Annotated in this window: 19 protein-coding genes and 1 tRNA gene; 11 read left to right on the plus strand and 9 right to left on the minus strand. The window is 39.7% G+C overall.

The genetic code is table 11. The features are described 5' to 3' along the window. Positions 1–15 precede the first annotated feature (15 nt). The 6 genes from GLP24_RS18695 to lolB form a co-directional block, all read right to left on the minus strand. Positions 16–92 (minus strand) — tRNA-Met (locus tag GLP24_RS18695). A 304-nt stretch (positions 93–396) separates the two neighbouring features. Beyond that, positions 397–1,488 carry a redox-regulated ATPase YchF gene (gene ychF, locus GLP24_RS18700; RefSeq protein WP_101770370.1) on the minus strand — a complete coding sequence of 364 codons (1,092 nt, stop codon included), beginning with the start codon at positions 1,486–1,488 and terminating at the stop codon, positions 397–399. A 94-nt stretch (positions 1,489–1,582) separates the two neighbouring features. Beyond that, a complete protein-coding gene (gene pth / locus GLP24_RS18705) occupies positions 1,583–2,173 on the minus strand; it encodes an aminoacyl-tRNA hydrolase (RefSeq protein ID WP_101770371.1) in 591 nt (196 codons plus the stop codon). Positions 2,174–2,409: 236 nt separating this feature from the next. Then, entirely contained in the window at positions 2,410–3,357 is a 948-nt protein-coding gene (locus tag GLP24_RS18710) for a ribose-phosphate pyrophosphokinase (RefSeq protein ID WP_144043197.1), read from the minus strand. 32 nt (positions 3,358–3,389) lie between these two features. Then, positions 3,390–4,268 carry a 4-(cytidine 5'-diphospho)-2-C-methyl-D-erythritol kinase gene (gene ispE / locus GLP24_RS18715; RefSeq protein ID WP_232616397.1) on the minus strand — a complete coding sequence of 293 codons (879 nt, stop codon included), beginning with the start codon at positions 4,266–4,268 and terminating at the stop codon, positions 3,390–3,392. A gap of 49 nt (positions 4,269–4,317) precedes the next feature. Beyond that, complete coding sequence (lolB, locus tag GLP24_RS18720) at positions 4,318–4,989, minus strand: lipoprotein insertase outer membrane protein LolB (protein ID WP_232578573.1); 672 nt, start codon at positions 4,987–4,989, stop codon at positions 4,318–4,320. Positions 4,990–5,203: 214 nt separating this feature from the next. Between lolB and hemA the strand changes: the two genes are divergently transcribed. The 7 genes from hemA to GLP24_RS18755 all read left to right on the plus strand — a co-directional run bounded on the left by hemA (position 5,204) and on the right by GLP24_RS18755 (position 12,075). Beyond that, a complete protein-coding gene (gene hemA, locus GLP24_RS18725) occupies positions 5,204–6,466 on the plus strand; it encodes a glutamyl-tRNA reductase (protein ID WP_101770374.1) in 1,263 nt (420 codons plus the stop codon). Between the two features lie 45 nt (positions 6,467–6,511). Then, positions 6,512–7,600, plus strand: a complete 1,089-nt coding sequence (gene prfA, locus GLP24_RS18730; protein WP_101770375.1) for a peptide chain release factor 1 — start codon at positions 6,512–6,514, stop codon at positions 7,598–7,600. Next, entirely contained in the window at positions 7,600–8,454 is an 855-nt protein-coding gene (gene prmC / locus GLP24_RS18735) for a peptide chain release factor N(5)-glutamine methyltransferase (protein ID WP_232616398.1), read from the plus strand. Before prfA ends, prmC begins: the two co-directional genes overlap by 1 nt. Positions 8,455–8,459: 5 nt before the next feature. Continuing rightward, positions 8,460–8,840 (plus strand): SirB2 family protein, encoded by a 381-nt coding sequence (locus GLP24_RS18740; protein WP_101770387.1) that lies wholly within the window; start codon positions 8,460–8,462, stop codon positions 8,838–8,840. Positions 8,841–8,853: 13 nt separating this feature from the next. Next, complete coding sequence (locus GLP24_RS18745) at positions 8,854–9,663, plus strand: SirB1 family protein (RefSeq protein WP_101770377.1); 810 nt, start codon at positions 8,854–8,856, stop codon at positions 9,661–9,663. Between the two features lie 14 nt (positions 9,664–9,677). Then, entirely contained in the window at positions 9,678–10,532 is an 855-nt protein-coding gene (gene kdsA / locus GLP24_RS18750) for a 3-deoxy-8-phosphooctulonate synthase (protein ID WP_193435495.1), read from the plus strand. A gap of 283 nt (positions 10,533–10,815) precedes the next feature. After that, entirely contained in the window at positions 10,816–12,075 is a 1,260-nt protein-coding gene (locus GLP24_RS18755; RefSeq protein WP_152652973.1) for an SLC5/6 family protein, read from the plus strand. A gap of 112 nt (positions 12,076–12,187) precedes the next feature. On the opposite strand, the gene GLP24_RS18760 is transcribed toward GLP24_RS18755, so the two are convergent. Further along, on the minus strand, positions 12,188–14,071 hold the full coding sequence (locus GLP24_RS18760) for a methyl-accepting chemotaxis protein (RefSeq protein WP_232578214.1): 1,884 nt from the start codon (positions 14,069–14,071) through the stop codon (positions 12,188–12,190). A 298-nt stretch (positions 14,072–14,369) separates the two neighbouring features. Between GLP24_RS18760 and GLP24_RS18765 the strand changes: the two genes are divergently transcribed. The 4 genes from GLP24_RS18765 to GLP24_RS18780 all read left to right on the plus strand — a co-directional run bounded on the left by GLP24_RS18765 (position 14,370) and on the right by GLP24_RS18780 (position 19,072). Continuing rightward, entirely contained in the window at positions 14,370–15,728 is a 1,359-nt protein-coding gene (locus GLP24_RS18765) for a Na+/H+ antiporter NhaC family protein (RefSeq protein ID WP_152652974.1), read from the plus strand. Between the two features lie 311 nt (positions 15,729–16,039). Next, positions 16,040–17,713, plus strand: a complete 1,674-nt coding sequence (ushA, locus tag GLP24_RS18770) for a bifunctional UDP-sugar hydrolase/5'-nucleotidase UshA (protein WP_232600519.1) — start codon at positions 16,040–16,042, stop codon at positions 17,711–17,713. Positions 17,714–17,913: 200 nt separating this feature from the next. After that, positions 17,914–18,393, plus strand: coding sequence for a Cys-tRNA(Pro) deacylase (ybaK, locus tag GLP24_RS18775; protein WP_101770382.1), 480 nt, complete (start codon positions 17,914–17,916; stop codon positions 18,391–18,393). 64 nt (positions 18,394–18,457) lie between these two features. Continuing rightward, positions 18,458–19,072, plus strand: coding sequence for a LysE family translocator (locus GLP24_RS18780; RefSeq protein ID WP_101770383.1), 615 nt, complete (start codon positions 18,458–18,460; stop codon positions 19,070–19,072). 49 nt (positions 19,073–19,121) lie between these two features. On the opposite strand, the gene GLP24_RS18785 is transcribed toward GLP24_RS18780, so the two are convergent. Together GLP24_RS18785 and smrA are read right to left on the minus strand one after the other, a co-directional pair. Then, positions 19,122–20,036 (minus strand): DMT family transporter, encoded by a 915-nt coding sequence (locus tag GLP24_RS18785; protein WP_232578570.1) that lies wholly within the window; start codon positions 20,034–20,036, stop codon positions 19,122–19,124. 180 nt (positions 20,037–20,216) lie between these two features. Then, entirely contained in the window at positions 20,217–20,798 is a 582-nt protein-coding gene (smrA, locus tag GLP24_RS18790) for a DNA endonuclease SmrA (RefSeq protein WP_101770385.1), read from the minus strand. Positions 20,799–21,226 lie beyond the last annotated feature (428 nt).

A 21,226-nucleotide genomic window follows, 5' to 3' on the forward strand; every position in this document is an offset into this window, starting at 1 on the left:
TAAATAAAATTGAAATGGTGGCTACGACGGGATTCGAACCTGTGACCCCATCATTATGAGTGATGTGCTCTAACCAACTGAGCTACGTAGCCATTTTGCTTTCTAACGCCGCTGCTCTTACTGAGCCACTTCGTTGGGAACGGGGCGCATTATGCTCATACCAGCCAAAACCGTCAATAGTTTTTTTTGAAAAATGGTGAAAATTCGTTTGTTCGGCGGTTATTTGGGCGAACTGGGCGAATCACAAACTGATATCTGATTTGTCAGCTAGCAATAATTAAAATTGTGACCTAGCGCGAGTTTATTTTTATAGTGGTAAAGATAAAAAATAAGCCAGCACGAGGCTGGCTTATTCATCAATTCATGGTTATACGAATAATAACTGAATAGAAAAAATTATACGTTGAAGCGGAAATGGACTACATCACCGTCTTTAACGATGTAGTCTTTACCTTCTAGACGCCATTTACCTGCATCTTTTGCTGCTGATTCGCCACCGCATTCGATGTAATCATCGTAGCCGATAACTTCTGCGCGAATGAAGCCTTTTTCAAAGTCAGTATGGATAACACCTGCCGCTTTTGGTGCTGTAGCGCCAATAGGGATAGTCCATGCACGTACTTCTTTAACACCTGCTGTGAAATACGTCTGTAGTGCAAGTAATTCATAACCAGAACGAATAACACGGTTAAGACCTGGTTCTTCGATGCCCATATCAGCAAGGAATTCTTCACGGTCTTCGTCATCAAGCTCAGCGATTTCAGATTCCATTGCGGCACAGATAGGCACAACAATGGCGTTTTCTGTTGCTGCGCGCTCCATAACTTTGTCTAGGAATGGGTTATTTTCAAAACCATCTTCACTAACGTTAGCAATGTACATTGTTGGTTTTAGTGTTAAGAAGTGCAGGTAATCAACTGCTGCTTTTTCTTCTTTATTTAGATCCATTGAACGTAGCATTTCGCCATCAGTTAATACTGGTAGCATTTTTTCTAGTACTTTGATCTCAGTTTTAGCATCGTTATCGCCACCTTTAGCTCTCTTAGCGACACGGAAAATAGCACGCTCACAGGTATCAAGGTCAGCCATTGCTAGTTCAAGGTTGATGATATCGATATCTTCAAGAGGGTCAATACGGCCGGCAACGTGAACGATGTTCTCATTTTCAAAACAACGAACAACGTGACCAATAGCATCAGTTTCACGAATGTTAGCTAGGAACTTGTTACCAAGACCTTCACCTTTAGATGCGCCAGCAACAAGGCCTGCGATGTCTACAAATTCCATTGTGGTTGGCAGAATACGTTCTGGTTTAACGAAGACTGCTAATGCATCCATGCGAGGATCTGGCACAGGTACAACACCTGTGTTTGGCTCAATAGTACAGAATGGGAAGTTAGCTGCTTCGATGCCTGCTTTTGTTAAGGCATTGAACAGTGTTGACTTACCAACGTTTGGTAGACCTACGATACCGCATTTAAAACCCATGGCTTGTAACCCTTTTGGTGATTATTCTGTAACAAATCAATTATAGTGCTCAACAATAAGCCTATAACGACAAAGTAGTACTGTTGCCAGTGCGCTATTCTGCCTTGAATGAATGAAGACGATTTTGTGCCTTACTGAGGCCGTCTTTTAGAAGCACATCAATACAGCGAACTGATTCGTCAACTGCTGCATCAATAAGTTCTTGGTCTTTGGCTGGTGCTTTTCCAAGCACGTAGTCAGCGACTTTATTTTTATCGCCAGGGTGGCCAATGGCAATCCTTAAACGATAGAAATCTTTGTTGTTGCCCATTTTGCTAATGATGTCACGCAGACCATTATGACCCCCGTGACCACCGCCTTTTTTAAACTTGGCAACACCAGGAGGTAAATCAAGTTCATCGTGCGCGACTAAAATTTCTTCCGGTTTGATTTGGAAAAAATTAGCTAATGCTGCAACTGATTTACCCGATAAATTCATGAATGTGGTTGGGATCAACAAGCGAAGATCTTGGCCATTGGTTGTGATCCTACCGGTTAGACCAAAATATTTTGGTTCTAGACGTAGGGTAACGTTATGGACTCGGGCTAGTTCTTCAACGACCCATGCACCAGCATTATGACGGGTTTGTGCATACTCTTGGCCAGGGTTTGCCAGGCCGACAAGTAACCGAATATTATTACTCACGCTTGTCTCTCTTGTCATATAGCAATAGTGATAGCGTTTTGTGATGACCATTGTGATGGTTAAACCGAGCAATAGTCGGGCTCAAAACGCGCGCTATATTATACTAAATCAAGTGAAATTGATACGACTCTGCGGTGATCGGTTTTTTCAACAGTCGATAAAAAATAAAACGCCTCGCAAAAGCGAGGCGTTGGTTTTTATTTCGCTGAGATAAATCTCATACTAATAGAAGGAGATTAGTGCTCAAACATCGCAGAAATTGATTCTTCGTTGCTAATACGACGAATCGCTTCAGCTAACATACCTGACAGCGTAAGTACTGATACTTTACCTGTCGCAGCAATTTCTTTTGTTAGTGGAATTGAGTCAGTCACAATGATTTCATCAATCACAGATTCAGTGATGTTTTTCAGTGCGCTACCAGAGAATACTGGGTGAGTAGCGTAAGCAAATACACGCTTAGCGCCACGTTCTTTTAGTGCTTCTGCTGCTTTACATAGCGTACCGCCAGTATCGATCATGTCATCAACGATAATACAATCGCGACCTTCAACATCACCGATTAGGTGCATAACTTGAGAAACGTTAGCACGAGGACGACGCTTATCGATGATAGCAATATCAGTATCATCTAATAACTTAGCAATGGCACGAGCACGTACAACACCACCGATATCAGGAGAAACAACCACTGGATCTTTAAGGTCTCTGGCTAATATATCTTCAAGCAGCACAGGGCTACCAAATACGTTATCTACAGGAACGTCGAAGAAACCTTGGATTTGTTCTGCGTGTAGGTCAACTGTTAATACACGGTCAACGCCTACATTAGATAGGAAGTCAGCAACAACTTTAGCAGTGATTGGAACACGAGCTGAACGTACACGACGATCTTGACGCGCATAACCGAAGTACGGAATAACAGCAGTAATACGACCTGCAGAAGCACGACGTAATGCATCGATCATAACAACCAGTTCCATTAGGTTGTCGTTAGTTGGTGCACAAGTTGATTGAATAATAAAGACGTCGCTACCACGAACATTTTCATTAATTTGCACACATACTTCACCATCGGAGAAACGGTCAACCGTTGCGTCTCCTAATGAAATATAAAGACGATCAGCGATGCGTTGGGCTAGTTCTGGTGTTGCGTTACCACAAAACAGCTTCATATCAGGCACGGTGTAAACCTCAGGTTGCGTCCAAGTTGTAATTACTGACAATCCATAGAATATGTGGCGAGTGTTGTCAACAAAGGAGATACGTTAACACCTTTTGCGACAAATCCCTGGAGCCAGTCAGGTAAATTATTCAAAATATCATTAGCCTTTTGCTGAGTGTCACATTCTGCGAACACACAAGCGCCAGTACCAGTTAATCTTGACGGTGCATATTCTAACAGCCATGAAAGCGCCTGATCAACCTCGGGATTAAGACTTCTTACAATTTTTTCGCAATCGTTTTCGTAAACCCTACGTAACAGGGCATCTAAGCTGCGTTTTTTAGTGTTACGTGGTAGGTGTGGATGGTTGAAAATTTCAGCAGTTGCGATGCTTATATCGGGTTTTGCAACCAGATACCATTTTTCTTGTGGTAACGCAGGTTGTAATTTCTCACCAATACCTTCTGCAAAGGCACTATGACCACGAACAAAAACAGGTACATCAGCGCCAAGTTTTAAGCCGATAGCCGCAAGTTCATCAACAGATAATTGTGTTTGCCATAAAAAATTTAATGCAACTAAGGTTGTTGCAGCATTGGATGAGCCGCCACCTAAACCTCCACCCATGGGGAGAATTTTATCAATATGGATCTCTGTGCCAAAATCTACTTGTGCTGCTTGACGTAAAGCAACAGCAGCGCGGTAAATTAAATTATCTTCAGTGGCAACACCCGTAATGGCTGGCATTAGTGTGATTTTACTGTCTTGACGGGCGGTAATGGTTAATGTGTCACCGTAATCAACAAACTGAAATAACGTTTGTAAGTCGTGATAGCCATCGTCTCGCTGACCTGTAATGTAGAGAAAAAGGTTAAGTTTCGCAGGCGCTGGCCACTGAGTGGCAATATCAAATTTAGCTTCGTGGTTCATGAAAATGACTCATTATTCCGTAAATTTTAAATATCAATAAACAGGGTTATTATTTTATTTTCCAATTAGATACTTTTATTTTGATGGTTAAATCACCCTGTTTTAAGGTCATTAGAATGGGTAGGGATGGTACCTGAGTATTATCGTAACTACTGTAATGCATCTCCCAAGTGCGGCCATCAATTTTTTTGGTTAAAAAGGCGACTTGGTTATTTTTATTGAGTAGATAGTGATCGGCGCCTGTGGGTAGACCAATTAACCAATCTTGCATTTGTTGCAGTGGTAAGTTAATACCTGTGAGTTGTTGCACTAATTGTGTTGCATCTGTGCCATGGTGTATTTTACCGTCAGGATCTGTAAGTGTAACGTTATGAGGACGCGCGTCCAACTTGAGGATTGTTTTATACATTTTGGTTAAAATAAGCTGATAATCATCAGGTTGGTTTTGCCAATTAAAAGTGAGCGTTACTCGTTGTTGGGGGCTGATATACCCAAACACACCTTGAGCATGATAATTGGTTAACTGTTGTAATTGAGCTTGGTGGAGTGCCCAATCTGCTTTGTGGGTGATTGTTGGTTGTTGTGCGCAACCTGAAAGTAGTGATAACGATAAAGCAAAAAAAGAGCCGAGCCATTTTTTTTTGTGAGCTATTACCGATTTTTTGAGTGCGGGTGTCACTGTGGCTGAAGTGATATTTTTAACAAGATTACGCAATATCATCGTAAGTGATCTCTATCAGAATGAATCAAAACAATAGCGATAATTTAATCGAAAGCCAAATTATACCCCCTAATAAGACTAATTAGATGGCTAAAAAACGATAAAAATGGTGTCATTATGGATTGATTGCGTCTGTTGCCTTTTATTACGACATGGCATCAAGTAAAATCTGCACCTTAGATTTTTTCACTGCCAAAGTGGGTATACTGTTTCCATGACCTTGCTTGCATTAGGAATCAACCACAAAACAGCTTCTGTTGATTTGCGTGAGAAGGTAGCTTTTTCTCCTGAAAAACTGTCTTTGGCACTGCAGGAGCTTAAAAACCATCCTGAGGTATCGAGTGCGGTTATTGTATCTACATGCAATCGTACTGAAGTTTACTGTGAATTATCGCAGTCAGGGCCGGGTGTGATTATTGACTGGTTGACCAAATTTCATCAGATCACAGCCGAAGAATTGATGCCAAGCCTGTATTTTCATGAACAACAAGCTGCGGCGCGGCATTTAATGCGTGTCGCGTGTGGCTTAGATTCATTAGTATTAGGCGAACCGCAAATCCTAGGACAGGTGAAGCAGTCTTATTCGGAATCAAAAAGCAATGGAACTGTGGTTGGTACCTTAGAAAAGTTGTTTCAAAAAACATTTACCGTTGCCAAGCGCGTACGCACTGAAACCGATATCGGTGGCAATGCGGTTTCTGTTGCTTATGCTGCGTGTTCGTTGGCTCGACAAATTTTTGAAGCTTTATCAGACGTGACGATGTTGCTCATTGGGGCAGGAGAGACCATTGAATTGGTTGCTCGTCATGCAGCTGAACAAGGCTGTAACCGTTTAATTGTTGCTAATAGAACCCGAGAACGTGCGCTTAATCTTGCACGTGAGTTTGGCGCTGAAGTGATAGGTTTAGAAGATATTCCTGCTCATCTTCATCGTGCTGATATCGTGATTAGTTCTACTGCAAGTCCGTTACCTATTGTAGGTAAAGGCATGGTAGAAACTGCGTTAAAACAACGACGTAATCAGCCAATGCTCTTTGTTGATATTGCTGTGCCGCGTGATGTTGAATCACAGGTTGGCGATCTGAATGATGTGTATTTATATTCTGTTGATGATCTGCATTCGATTGTCGAGAAAAATCGCGAGCAACGTAAAGTCGCTGCGATTCAAGCTGAGGCGATAATCACCGACGAAAGTATAGCTTTTGTACAGTGGTTACGTTCATTGGAAGCGGTTGATAGTATCCGTGACTATCGTCAATATGCTGAAGTAATAAAACGTGAGCTGTTACAACGCAGCTTACAAGCAATCGCTAATGGCACTGATCCTGAAAGAGCCTTGGTAGAATTGAGTAATAAACTAACCAATAAGCTTATCCATGCTCCGACTAAAGCCATGCAACAGGTCGCCAAAGATGGTGAATCTGACAAATTGGTTGTGATCCGTGAAGCACTCGGGCTGGATTCCTATAACGATTAGCAGTTGATGGCTTTGGCCTTCACTCCGCACCCTAATTAGAAGATTATGAAGCAATCAATTTTAATTAAATTAGAAACTCTGGTTGAACGTTACGAAGAAGTTCAACATTTACTGGGTGATTCCAGTGTTCTTAGTGATCAAAACCGATTTCGTGCACTATCAAAAGAATATTCTCAGCTTGAAGAAGTGACCAAGTGTTTCCAAGCGTATCAACAAGCAAAAGAAAACCTTGAAGCTGCTGAAGAAATGGCACAAGAAGATGATGCTGAAATGCGCGAAATGGCGCAAGAAGAAATCAAAGATGCTAAGGCTGAAATTGAACGTTTAACCGATGAATTACAATTATTATTGATTCCTAAAGATCCTAATGATGATCGTAACTGTTTCGTCGAAATTCGCGCCGGTGCTGGTGGCGATGAAGCGGGTATTTTTGCTGGTGATCTATTCCGTATGTATAGCCGTTATGCAGAACGTCGTGGTTGGCGCATGGAAATTATCAGTGAAAACCGCTCAGAACAAGGCGGTTATAAAGAGATGATCGCAAAAGTAAACGGCGATGGCGCTTATGGCGTCTTGAAGTTTGAGTCAGGCGGTCACCGTGTACAACGTGTACCTGCTACTGAATCTCAAGGCCGTGTACATACATCGGCTTGTACTATCGCTATTTTGCCTGAAATTCCTCAAGAGGAAATTCCAGAGATTAATGCGGGCGATTTACGTATTGATACTTTCCGTTCATCAGGCGCGGGTGGTCAGCACGTTAACACCACCGACTCTGCTATTCGTATTACTCACTTACCAACGGGTATTGTAGTTGAATGTCAGGACGAGCGTTCACAGCACAAAAACAAAGCGAAAGCGATGTCCGTGCTAGCGGCTCGTATCATTAAAGCGGAAGAAGCTCGTCGTCATGAAGCTGAAGCAAGTACGCGTCGTAACTTGTTAGGTTCGGGTGACCGTTCTGATCGTATCCGTACATATAACTACCCTCAGGGTCGCGTATCTGATCACCGTATTACATTAACGCTTTACCGCTTAAATGAAATTATGGAAGGTGATTTAGATGCATTGATCCAACCTGTATTTGTAGAATACCAAGCGGATCAATTAGCTGCGATGGCTGAGCAGAACTAATGCCACATAGCATTGAATGTTTATTAAAACAGACCAGTGCACAACTCGACGCTGCGGGCTCTAGTAGTCCGCAGTTAGACAGTGCGGTGTTGTTATGTCATGTGTTAGATAAACCACGTAGTTATTTATTAACATGGCCAGAAAAGCAACTCGATGATACTCAGTTTGCGATGTTTTCAGTATTATTGGCACGCCGAATCGCGGGTGAGCCGATTGCTTATATTATCGGTGAACGTGAGTTTTGGTCGTTATCATTAAAAGTATCACCATCAACATTAATTCCCCGTCCTGATACTGAAAGGCTGGTTGAATTAGCCCTTGAAAAGATTCCTCTAGGTAAATGTCAGGTACTTGATTTAGGTACAGGCACGGGTGCAATAGCATTGGCGATTGCATCTGAACGTGCTGATATACTAGTGACAGGGATTGACTTACGTCCTGAAACTGTTGCATTAGCCACTGAAAATAGCCAAAGATTACAGATTACCAATAGTCGTTTTTTAAGCGGTAGTTGGTATACGCCACTTGAACAACAACCTCAATTTGCCGTCATTGTCAGTAATCCGCCATATATAGATGAAGCGGATCCACATCTGATTGAAGGTGATGTACGCTTTGAACCTAAAAGTGCATTAGTTGCTAGTGATAACGGACTCGCTGATATTCGTATTATTAGTCAAGATGGACGCCAATATTTATTACCTGATGGTTGGTTACTCATGGAACATGGTTTTGAACAAGGCGCTGCCGTTCGAACTATTCTTGAGCAATTAGGCTATGTGCAGGTATCAACATGTCAGGATTATGCTGGGCTCGATCGCGTAACGATGGGTTGCTGGCAAGGAGATCATTAGTAATGATGTATATGGCAATGAAACACATCCACCTTACTGCTATTGCGTTAAGTGTCTTACTATTTGTCGCTCGCTATATAATGGTGATGGCAAATTCATCAATGATAAATAAAAAATTCTTTAAAATTACACCCCATGTCATTGATACCATCATGTTAGCGTCAGGTGTCGCATTAATTTTCATTACTGGTTTTATGCCATTTACCGCGGGTAATGGCTGGCTAACAGAAAAATTAACCTGTGTTTTTGCCTATATTGCATTAGGTTATTTCACGCTTCATCATGGTAAGAATAAAGTATTTAAAACGTTTGCTTTTTTAGGTGCGATTGGTTGGCTGGTATTAGCGGCACAGTTAGCCATTACTAAAACATCTATATTAGGCTAATGCAGGTAATATCATGATGCCATTTAATGAACAAGAGCTTAATCAGATGCCATTGGTTGATGGTGCGATTGCTTTTATGGTTGAAGTCGATACTGATTTCCCCGCTACTTGGGTACAGTTACGTTTGACGCAGTTAGCAAAAGAAGCAGAACAAGCATTAATGGGGGAAGTTAATCCTCGTCTACGTTTGGATGGTTTATTACGACTGTTTTATCGTGAGTGGGGCTTTCAGGGTGATCTTCAGCAATATTTTTCATCAGAGAATGCTTTTTTAGATAAAGTGTTAGAACGACGTAAAGGGATCCCCGTTAGTTTAGGCGCTATTTTGTTATATTTAGCTAAACAGCTTGAATTACCGGTTGAAAATGTAGGCTTCCCAACCCAATTTTTATTGAAAGTTGTGTGGTCGCAAGATGATATACAATACATCAACCCCTTTGATGGTGAGTTTGTTAGTACTCATATCTTACGCAGTTGGCTAATTGGTCATTGTGGTCCATTTGCTGAATTTAAATCTGAATATTTGAATGAGCAGCAAAACAACGTTATTTTATCACGTTGGCTAACGGTAATGAAAAGTGCGTTATTGCGAGAAGAGCAATTTACTGATGCATTACGTTGTAGTGATTTAGCATTAGCGTTAAATCCTGGTGATCCACATGAAATTCGTGATCGAGGCTATATTTACCAGCAACTCGATTGTCTTCATGCTGCTGCGGTTGATTATTCTTATTTTATTGAACAATGCCCTGAAGATCCTGCTGCGGATTTGCTTAAACTTCAAGTAGACGCTTTATATGAAGAGCCCCTTACTTTGCACTAGATGAGAAGATAAATATGATGCAACAAAAAATTGTTCGTGTTGGTGATATTGATGTTGCTAACGATAAGCCATTTGTACTCTTTGGTGGTATGAATGTACTAGAGTCTCGTGACCTAGCAATGAAAATGTGTGAGCATTACGTAGAAGTAACCACTAAATTGGGTATTCCTTTCGTATTTAAAGCGTCTTTTGATAAAGCTAATCGTTCATCTGTACATTCTTACCGTGGTCCTGGTTTAGAAGAAGGCTTAAAAATCTTCCAAGAATTGAAAGACACTTTTGGCGTGAAAATCATCACTGATATTCATGAAAAAGAACAAGCTCAAATTGTTGCTGATGTGGTTGATGTGATTCAGTTGCCCGCTTTTCTTGCTCGTCAAACAGATCTTGTTGAAGCAATGGCAAAAACTGGCGCTGTGATCAATGTGAAAAAACCACAGTTTATGAGCCCAGGTCAAGTGGGTAATATTGTTGAGAAGTTTGCAGAGTGCGATAACCACAATGTGATTTTATGTGAGCGTGGCGTATTATACGGTTATGATAACCTTGTGGTTGATATGCTAGGTTTTGATGTTATGAAAAAAGCATCAAAAGGTAGTCCAATCATTTTTGATGTAACGCACGCGCTTCAATGTCGCGATCCACAAGGTGCTGCATCAGGTGGCCGTCGCGAGCAAACCATTGATCTTGCTCGTTCAGGTATTGCGACGGGTATTGCTGGTTTATTTATGGAAGCACACCCAACGCCAGATTCTGCTCGTTGTGATGGCCCATCAGCTTTCCCGCTTGATAAGCTTGAACCTTTCCTTGCACAAATTAAACAATTAGATGATTTAATTAAAAGCTTCGCGCCAATTGAAGTTAATTAATCACTATCGTTAATATATTTTAGCCCTGTGAATTCTATTCATGGGGCTTTTTTGTACAATAAATAAACGATACATAAAAAATTGTTTAATTGAATAATTTGGTTATTTATTTCAATTTAGTAAGCTATAAGCAGTTTAATATATTACATATTATATGTTTTTTAGTGATAGTGGATTATTAGCTTGTGTTATTTTAGGGTGATCTGTGTCACTTTTTTTTTGAGTCTTTGTTGTGCTCGTTCCATACTGACGACCAAGTTTTATTAAGTCGTAGTGAGTTACCGTGTCAATATCGCAAGATCTTTCCATATCAGAAGCAAAAACAGTCTCGTCACATTGGACTAAGCATGACACCAGTTGGATGTTAAGTTTATTTGGGACATCCGTTGGGGCTGGCATTCTATTTTTGCCGATTAATATTGGTTCTGGCGGTTTTTGGTCATTAGTTATTATGGCATTACTTGCCGGACCGATGACGTTTTGGGCACACCGTGGATTGGCGCGATTTGTTTTATCATCAACACAAAAAGATGCAGACTTTACCGATGTGGTTGAAGAGCACTTTGGTCAGCGTTATGGTCGCTTAATATCATTACTTTATTTTCTGTCTATTTTCCCTATTTTACTTATCTATGGTGTAGGTTTAACTAATACTGTTGATAGTTTTATAGTTCACCAACTTGGAATGGCACCACCATCACGCATTCTGCTCTCGGGTTGTTTAGTCTTTGGTATGATCGCGATTATGCTATCGGGTGAAAAAACTATGCTACGAGTATTTGGAATGATTGTTTATCCGTTGACGTTTATTTTAGCGGGTATTTCAATTTATCTTATTCCTAGTTGGCACATGCCTGATTTTAGTTTTAATCAAAGTGTCGCTAACTTAAGTGCGTCGTTATGGTTGGCGATCCCAGTGGTGGTATTTGCCTTTAGCTATACGCCCGTAGTATCAGGTTTTGTTAATGCTCAACGTCGTCAATATGGTGAACAGGCACAAACTAAATCAGAAACTATTTTAAAACGTACGTCAGTAATGCTAATTGTATTTGTATTGTTTTTTGTTTTTTCATGCGTATTAAGTTTAACCCCAGCGCAACTTCAACAAGCAAAAGTGGATAACGTGTCAGTGTTATCGTATTTAGCCAATGTTGAAGACAGTCCTTTTATTATGATTTTGGGGCCATTAATTGCTTTTATTGCGATTACATCGTCGTTCTTAGGGCATTTTATGGGTGCACGTGAAAGTTTTAATGGCTTAGTTGCCAAGCAAACTTCTTTACCGTTAAAGACCATTGATAAGATCGGGATTGTACTGATGTTTATCAGTATTTGGTTTGCGGCGGTAATGAACCCAAGTATTTTAGGCATGATGGAAGCGCTATCAGGGCCGGTGATTGCGATGATTTTATTTTTAATGCCAATGCTGGCGGTGTATCACATTGAAAGTTTAAGAATCTATCGTGGAAAAATAAGCACGTATTTTATCTTATTGATGGGGTGTTTAGCGGTAGGTGCGATTGTGTTTAATTTGGTTAAATAAAACGGTCGTTAGTTAAAGCATAAAAATGAAGGCTTGCTACTCTGTCTCTAGTGTTAACTAGCTGCTGGGTAGGCAAGCCTTTTTTGTTGATTATTAAATGTATAGCGAATAATTACAGTTTAAATCGATTAATTTCTTGTTGGAGTTCATGCGACAGCGTTGATAATTCTGCGGCTTGTTTCGCTGCTTCATTGGCTTCTATTGCTAATTCATTTGATACATCACGGATCCCCTCGGTATTACGGGTGATTTCTGATGTTACAGATGATTGTTCTTCTGCTGCGGAAGCGATTTGTGTTGCCATGTCACTGATATTATTTACTGCGGTAGTGATTTGAGACAAGCTTGCAGAGGCTGAATTAGCATCATCAACACTGGTTTCTGCTAAATGACGGCTATCATCCATAATGCCAACCGCTTGGCTGGTGGTTTGTTGCAGTGTTTCTATCATTTGCTGAATTTCTTGGGTTGAAGCATGCGTACGTTGACTTAATACTCTTACTTCATCGGCAACAACAGCAAATCCTCGTCCTTGTTCTCCTGCTCGTGCCGCTTCAATAGCAGCATTAAGGGCTAATAAGTTGGTTTGCTCAGCAATGCCTTGAATCGTTGATAGGATCGTATTGATACTTTGTGCATGGCTGTTTAATGCACTGATCACACCGGTTGCTGTTTCTACTTCTTGGGCAAGACTGGCGATTGATTGTTGGCTTTGGTTAACTTGGGTGCTGCCATGGCCTGAAGCAATCACTGTTTCTTCTGAGGTACGGGCAGTATTTTCAGCATTTGATGCAATTTCATGAGTGGCCGCTGCCATTTCATTAATTGCTGTTGCAACCATATTTATTTCATCTTGTTGAAATTGAATACGGGTACTGCGTTCTTCTGCTTGAGAGGCGGTGATATGTGATTGTTGGTTTAAGGTTGTAGACACCAGACTTAATCGCGTCAGCATACTGTGTAGATTACTGACAAATAAATTGAAGTTATGGGCAAGTTGACCGATTTCATCATTGCTATGAGGTTCAAGACGGCGGGTTAAATCACCTTCACCATTCGCAATTTCAGCCAATGCTGCTGATACGCGGTTAAGATCGCGAAATAAGAAATTGACTAATACTGTTAAGGCTGCGATCACTAATAAGGTAATAACGATAGCGGTAATAATTAACTGTTGTAATGCTGAATGGTAATTGGATTCTTCTGTTGCCTGATCCATTTCTAACGCTAAAATCCAGTCGGTATTCGGCACGTTAGAAAAATAGAACACTTTTTGGTGACCATTAATCGTTATAGTTTGTGGTTTATCAGTTGCAATTTGCTGTTCAATATTAGCCAGTGTCAGTTGGTTACTGTATTGCGCCAATGGCTTAAGTAGTAATTGTTTATTTGGATGTGCTAAAAAGCTGCCATCTTGTTTATTGATTAACATTGCAAAGGCATTGTCACCCACATCAAGGCTAATAACATCATTGATCAGTTGATCAATGAGGACATCTGCGCCAACTACACCGACTGTCTGACCATTATTAATTAAAGGTTGAGCGATAGTAACTAATAATGCATTGGTAATGGCATCTTTATAGGCGGCGGTAATAATTTGTTTACCTGCGGTTTGTGCATCACGATACCAAGGGCGAGTGCGGGGATCATAATTAGCCCGATTACGTTCTGGGTGTGAGCGAAGCATTGCACCATCAATAGCACCAAAATAAATATCATCAAACCCACCGCTTTTACGTGCTTGTTCTAAAAACATCACACTATTGGGTTGATCATAATATTTATCGAATGATTGTGTTATTGCGCGACGAATATTCATCCAGTCAGCAATACCTACGGTTGCTGTTGAAGCAATGCTGTTAGCACGTTCAGTAGTACTGGCGTGGGTTTCGTTATCAAGTTGTTTTGCAGCCAACCATGTTAACGCTGTGGCCATTATGATTACTGCCGATACGCTAGCAATGATCAGTTTTTGTTTGAGTGAAAACTGCATTAGTCCATCTCATTAGTCAAAATATACCTTATGAGAGCAAATTATGCCTATTATTACAATTGATTCATTGGTGATTGAAAGTTTTATTTTAAAGTTAGTAAGATATTGATATATTGTGACTTTTTATTGACGCTTATCGATAAGGAGAGGGTCAAAGTATTGACGAAATGATTATTTTGATGCTTTCCTATTAGTATGTCATTAATGTGCATATGGATGTTTAGACGTCTGGATGTTGACAGTGATGACACATCCCATTAACCTAAGGGAAATTCTAAAATAGATATTCATTATCAGCATGTCAAACACAACGAAAACAGCATCAATTACACCTTCAGCATTGGCATTGCTGCCATTGGGGATCTTTTTGTCCTTATTTATCGGTGTTGGTAGTTATCTTACTTATCAAGGCGTCGATTTCGCGTTTTATCAATTACCGTCACCTGTTGCAGCATTACCCGCTGTTGTTGTGGCTATTCTTCTTAGTAAAGAAAAATTAAACAAAGCAATAGAGCAATTTATTCGTGGTGTTGGTCATAACGATATTATTGCAATGTGCATGATTTATTTATTAGCAGGCGCCTTTGCTGCGGTTGCTAAGGCTTCTGGTGGTGTTGATGCAACGGTAAACTTGGGGATGGCAATATTGCCTGCAAGCATGATTTTACCGGGTATTTTTGTTATTTCAGCGTTCATTGCTACCTCAATGGGGACGTCAATGGGCACTATTGCGGCAGTGGCTCCTGTTGCGTTAGGTATCGCTCAAGCTGCTGGAATGGATGTGGCATTAACAGCTGGTGTGGTATTAAGTGGTGCTATGTTTGGCGATAACTTATCTATTATTTCTGATACGACGATTGCAGCAACTCGCTCTCAGGGCTGTCAGATGAAAGATAAATTTCGCGAGAATATTAAAATTGCCTTACCCGCGGCGATAGTGACGATGGTGTTGTTTGCTTTTAGTAGTTCTGTCACGACCTTGCCGGCAGCTAACCCTATTGAATGGCTCAAGGTCTTACCTTATATCACCATTTTAATCCTTGCTGTTTCTGGGGTGAACGTTTTCGTTGTACTGAGTTTGGGTATTGTATTGGCTGGTGGTGTCGGATTATTCTCAATTGATAGCTATAGCTTAACCACATTTGGTAAAGATATTTATAGTGGTTTTGGTAATATGCAGGAGATTTTCTTACTTTCAATGTTAATTGGTGGGGTGAGTGAGTTAATGCGTCAGCAAGGTGGCTTAGCATTTTTAACCCAGCTTATTAGCCGTGTGATTGGTAAGTTTAGTTCAAAGCATAATGCATCAGAAAATTCACGCGCCAGTGAATTAGGTATCGCAAGTTTGGTGAGTTTAACTAACTGTTGTACTGCCAATAATACCGTAGCGATTATAGTATCAGGTGGGGTTGCTCGTGAATTAGCGCAAGAAAATGGTGTTACGCCACGTCGTTCAGCGAGCTTGCTGGATATCTTCTCTTGTGTAATACAAGGCGTGTTACCTTACGGCGCTCAGGCATTATTATTAGGTTCCGTTTTTAAGTTGTCGCCGTTAGAAATAGTCTCTCATTCTTACTATTGTTTCTTTTTAGCCATATCGGCATTAATTGCTATTTTTATTCGCCGCTCAGCGACTAAATTTGAAAAAGTATTTTAATCCATAAATGATTATATTTAGAGATTGAGTTAATTCATTGTTTTTCAAAAAGCTCGGCATTGTCCGAGCTTTTTTTATGGATTGTGATCCACTGTTCGTTTTGAATGTTGTAAAGGTGATCTTGATTGCAAAATAATGACGTTATAACCATGGTTATTTTTGATTCATTTACACTGAGCGCAATTATTTTTAAGCGGTTATTTATTCGAATACCTTCATTAAATAACACGACTCTTTTGCATTAATTTAACTCGATTCAAGCCAGCTAAGAATGGTAGATATCGATGATTAAGATCGCTAAGGTGGATAACATGAAACAACGTCTATTTGCTAAAACTGCATTAACTGCTGCTCTGTTGGCAGTAATTTCTGGTTGTGCAACACCGACAGGTGATACTTCTGCTAAATGGGATGCAGATAAAACGTATCGTATTACTATTTTGCATACTAACGATAACCATGGCCGTTTTTGGCAAAATCAAAATGGTGAATATGGTATGGCAGCACGTAAAACGTTGTTAGATAATATTCGTGCAGAAGTGAAAGCAGAAGGGGGTACCACATTATTACTTTCTGGTGGTGATATTAATACCGGTGTTCCTGAATCAGATTTACAAGATGCAGAGCCTGATTTTAAAGGTATGAATTTGTTAGGTTACGATGCAATGGCATTGGGTAACCATGAATTTGATAACCCGCTTGATGTATTACGTAAGCAACAACAATGGGCGAAATTCCCAATGTTATCCGCCAATATTTACGATAAAAATACCGGTAAGCGTTTATTCCCGCCGTATCAAATTTTTGAGCAGCAAGGGATTAAGATTGCAGTGATCGGATTAACTACCGAAGATACTGCTAAAATTGGTAATCCAGAATATATTGGTGCAATTGAATTCCGTGATCCAAAAGCGGAAGCAAAAAAAGTGATTGCTGAACTTGAAAAAAATGAAAAACCTGACGTAATCATTGCCGCAACCCATATGGGGCATTATGAAGATGGTCAACGAGGTATTAATGCCCCTGGTGATGTTGCATTAGCGCGTTATATGCAGCCGGGTGATTTAGATATGATCGTCGGTGGCCATTCACAAGAACCTGTGTGTATGGAATCACCCAATAAAAATAATAGTAATTTTAAGCCCGGTGATAAGTGTACGCCCGATCAACAAAATGGAACGTGGATAGTACAAGCACATGAATGGGGTAAGTATGTTGGGCGGGCTGATTTTGAATTTCAAAATGGAGAATTAAATCTTATTAGTTATGATTTGGTTCCCGTAAATTTGAAGAAAAAAATCAAATTAGATGATGGCAGCCAAAAGCGGGTTTTTATTCAGAATGAGATTCAACAAAACCCTCAAGTATTATCATTTTTAACACCATTCCAAGAAAAAGGCCAAGAGCAACTAATGGTTAAGATCGCAGAATCTAACGGTAAGTTAGAAGGTGATCGTAGTGTGGTTCGCTTTAAACAAACTAATTTAGGTCGTCTGATTGCCGCTTCCCATATGCAGCGTGCGAAGGCTGATTTTGCGGTAATGAACTCTGGTGGTGTACGAGATTCAATTGATGGCGGTGATATTACCTATAAAGATGTACTGAAGGTGCAACCGTTCGGTAATATTGTGTCTTATGTTGATATGTCAGGAAAAGACGTTTTAAACTATTTGAATGTGGTCGCAACTAAGCCTGTTGATTCTGGTGCTTATGCTCAATTTTATGGTATCACGATGACGGTTGCGAATGGTCAAGTGAGTGATGTTAAGATTGGTGGAAAACCAGTCTTAATGAATAAGACCTACCGTTTTACCGTACCAAGTTTTAATGCTGCGGGTGGTGATGGCTATCCAAAAATCAACAAACATCCAGGTTATGTGAATACTGGTTTCGTGGATGCGGAAGTTTTACAAGAATTTTTACAAAATAATAGCCCAATTGATGTTAATAAATACGCGCCTAAAGGTGAGATTATTTATAAATAAGTGATTATTATTGCTGAAATATATGTCATACGGTGCTGAATATTCAGTGCCGTTTTTTTTGTCCTTTTTTTAAAATATTTCTCAGTATATAGTTCTGTTTTGGTAAACAGATGTGGTTAGCTTCTTTGATGGGTATGATTTGACATAAAAGGGGAGCTAATTACAACTGTTTGATTAATCAAGCTGTAAGAGAAAACGTTATGACACCTGCAATTAAATTAGCAAAAAAAAATAAAATCGAATTCCAAATTCATCAATATGAACATGATACTGCTAATAATAACTTTGGCCATGAAGCCGCTGAAATATTGGGGTTAGATCCTCATCGTGTATTTAAAACACTATTATTTGCATTAAATGGTGATCCTAAAAACTTGGCGGTGGCAGTGGTTCCTGTCGCTGGGATGTTAGACCTAAAAGCTGCGGCTAAAGCGGCTGGTGGTAAAAAAGCCGAGATGGCTGATCCTAAATTAGCTGAAAAGGTGACGGGTTATATCGTTGGTGGTATTAGTCCTTTGGGGCAGAAAAAACGCTTACCTACTTTTGTGGATAGTAGTGCTGAGTTGTTTGAGACTATTTGTGTTAGTGCTGGACGTCGTGGCTTAGAAATAGAATTAGCAGCGAAAGATTTAGTGTCTTTAACGGGTGGTCATTTTGCAACGATAGCGAAACAAGATTAAGTCATCACAATTAATTGGGGTAATAAAGGATCCCGATCTATTCATTGATAAAAGGAAATTAACAATGACGATTAGTATTTGGCTTTCTTTATTACTCATTTGTCTATTAGGTGCGATGTCACCTGGACCCAGTTTGGCGGTAGTGGCTAAACATAGTCTATCAGGTGGACGTTGGCATGGTATTGTCTGTGCCTGGGCGCATGCTTGTGGAGTGGGGTGTTACGCATTATTCACTCTACTTGGATTAGCGGTTGTTTTACATCAATCACCACTGCTATTTACCAGTGTCAGTTATGCGGGTGCAGGGTATTTAGCTTATTTAGGGTTTAATGCATTACGTTCTAAAGGCGGTGTCGCGGCAAAATTAGCGCAAGGGCAACCAAGTTCGTTGTTTGAAGCGGCGCGTGATGGGGTGATGATCTCGCTATTTAATCCTAAATTAGCATTATTCTTTCTAGCATTGTTTAGCCAATTTGTCGCAGTCGGTAATGAAGTTTCATCAAAAGTTATTATCGTAGCGACACCGCTGCTGGTGGATGGATTTTGGTATACGTTAATTGCGTGTGTTTTATCTTATCCACGGGTTCTTAGTGTTTTAAGAACGAAAGCGCAATTGATTGATCGTCTGTCAGGGATAGTCTTACTGGGATTGGCTTTGCGCGTGGTGTGGTTAGCTTAATTATAAAAATGTCATTAAAAATAACCGAACTGAGTTCGGCTATTTTATATTAGCAATTAGGCTGGCATCTTTTGTTACGTAACCAAATAGGCACAAAAGTATTTAAGATTGTCGCTAATATAATTAAGCTGACGCCCACAAGTTTGTTCCATGACATTGGATGGTTAAAGAACATGAATTGCCAAATGGCTGAGAAAATTAAATTAGTAAAAATAATGGGTGCTAATTGTGAACCTGACTCTGCGAGTTGGTAAGCTTTAGCTCGGAACACTTGAGTATTAACCGTACATACTGCCATAAATAGCAATAGTAATAATAAAGGATGTTGCCAGCCCGTTAGTGTGTGCCACTCTACCGCCGTCGTCATTGGAGACAACATTAAAAAAGGCACTAAAAATATTGAGGCAACAATAAAGCTCCAAGCACTCACACCTAAAGGTGTTAGATTACTTTTACTTGAACGGTACATCGCCACTTGTGAGCCTGCATTAAAAATACCGCCAGCCAAACCTAATAATAAGCTCCCGCCAAATTTCATTTGTTCAAGATTACCCGCAATAAAAAGCAAGCCGGTAAAAGTAATACCTAAATTGATAATAATTAGGCGTTTAATTGGTGTTTTAAAAAAGATACGTTCTAAAATAGGAACAAATAAAGGACTGGTACCAAATAAAACAACGGCTTCAACAAGGCTAAGGTGCTTAATTGAGGCAAGAAAACAAAGCTGGCTGCCTGTAATACAAATACCGCGAATAATTAAACCACTCCACGCTTGTTTATTGGGTTGTGACCATTGGGTGATCATCATTAACCAAAAGGCAAGAATCGCTGGGAATAAGAGGCGGAAAAAACATAGCCATGCAGGGTCAAAGCTGTTGGTTAGCCATTTAGAGAGTAATCCTGTTATTGATAAGCTAAATGTGGACACTAGCATTAACAGCATTGGGCGTATTTCTGAATTCATGAATAATCTCCTAGGGCGGCGACTTTACTGAAATTGTATGATAATTAAATTCAAAACAATTTAACCCTAGGATATATTTCTCTTACTATTCGATGAATGATGTCTTTTTAGTTGTAAAAATGAATATTAACTTTTTTGTTTATCGGTAATTTGCTGATCATTCATTTTTATTATGTATTGTTAGGCTTCTCGATGGTTTTCATGTCGATCGCGGGTTTGTTGTTTCTTTTCTGCACTTTTTTTGATCATAACGTAAAGTGCTCCAGTTCCACCATGTTGGCGTTGTGCTGAATGAAAACAAAGCACATCAGAAATTTGTTCTAGCCATGTTGCAACAAAACTTTTCATTAATGCCTGAGGATTGCTACGTTCTCCTTTGCCATGAATAATCATAACGGTGCGAATATCTAAACGTTGGGATTGTTTTAAAAAAGCCAATACTTCATCGCGAGCTTGAGCTAAGGTCTTTTTATGGAGATCTAAACGGGCATGAATAGCATATTTCCCTTGGCGCATTTTCTTAAATACTGTCAACTGGACCCCATCACGTTTAAACTCAATCATGTCATCTGGTTTGATCATATTGGCATTATCAAGAGAGAGATAATCGATATTACCGTTTGCTAGCGTTTGTGCTGCAAGACGTCGCGCGAGTTGATCTTCCGATATTTGGTATTTTTGTTGGATTAAAATAGTATCTTGTTTTATTGGTGTTACATCAGCCATCATCTCTTTAAAGAGATCTAATTCATTATTAGACATAAAAAAGCTCACTATAATTAAACAATAATTTTAGTATACCCGCGCTTAATTGAAACAAAAGCCAATAAATAGGAAAGATAAAGATAGATATTTAAGGGTTTAAGCATTGAAATTCATTTAAAATTAACTATATCGTGTAATGATATTTATCATTAAATCTTTTAAATTATTATAAATGTCGATAGTTGATTGTATTTTATACAGAATAAGTCATTGGTACCTCTTAAAAGTGCTGTTTTAATACACATATATTTTAGTTACAAAAAAAATACCGTATAGGGGTTGCTAAAATAAAAATGGCGAGTATTATAAGCGACCTCAACGACGCACAGCGCGTTGATAATCGAAGAATAGCGTAGTTTGAGAGCGTATCTTTGATGTTAGGAATTACAGGTTTAAAGTTAACTTTTGATTTGTGCTTCTAGCAA

It is taken from the genome of Photobacterium carnosum, assembly GCF_021236965.1.
Classification (GTDB): domain Bacteria; phylum Pseudomonadota; class Gammaproteobacteria; order Enterobacterales; family Vibrionaceae; genus Photobacterium; species Photobacterium carnosum.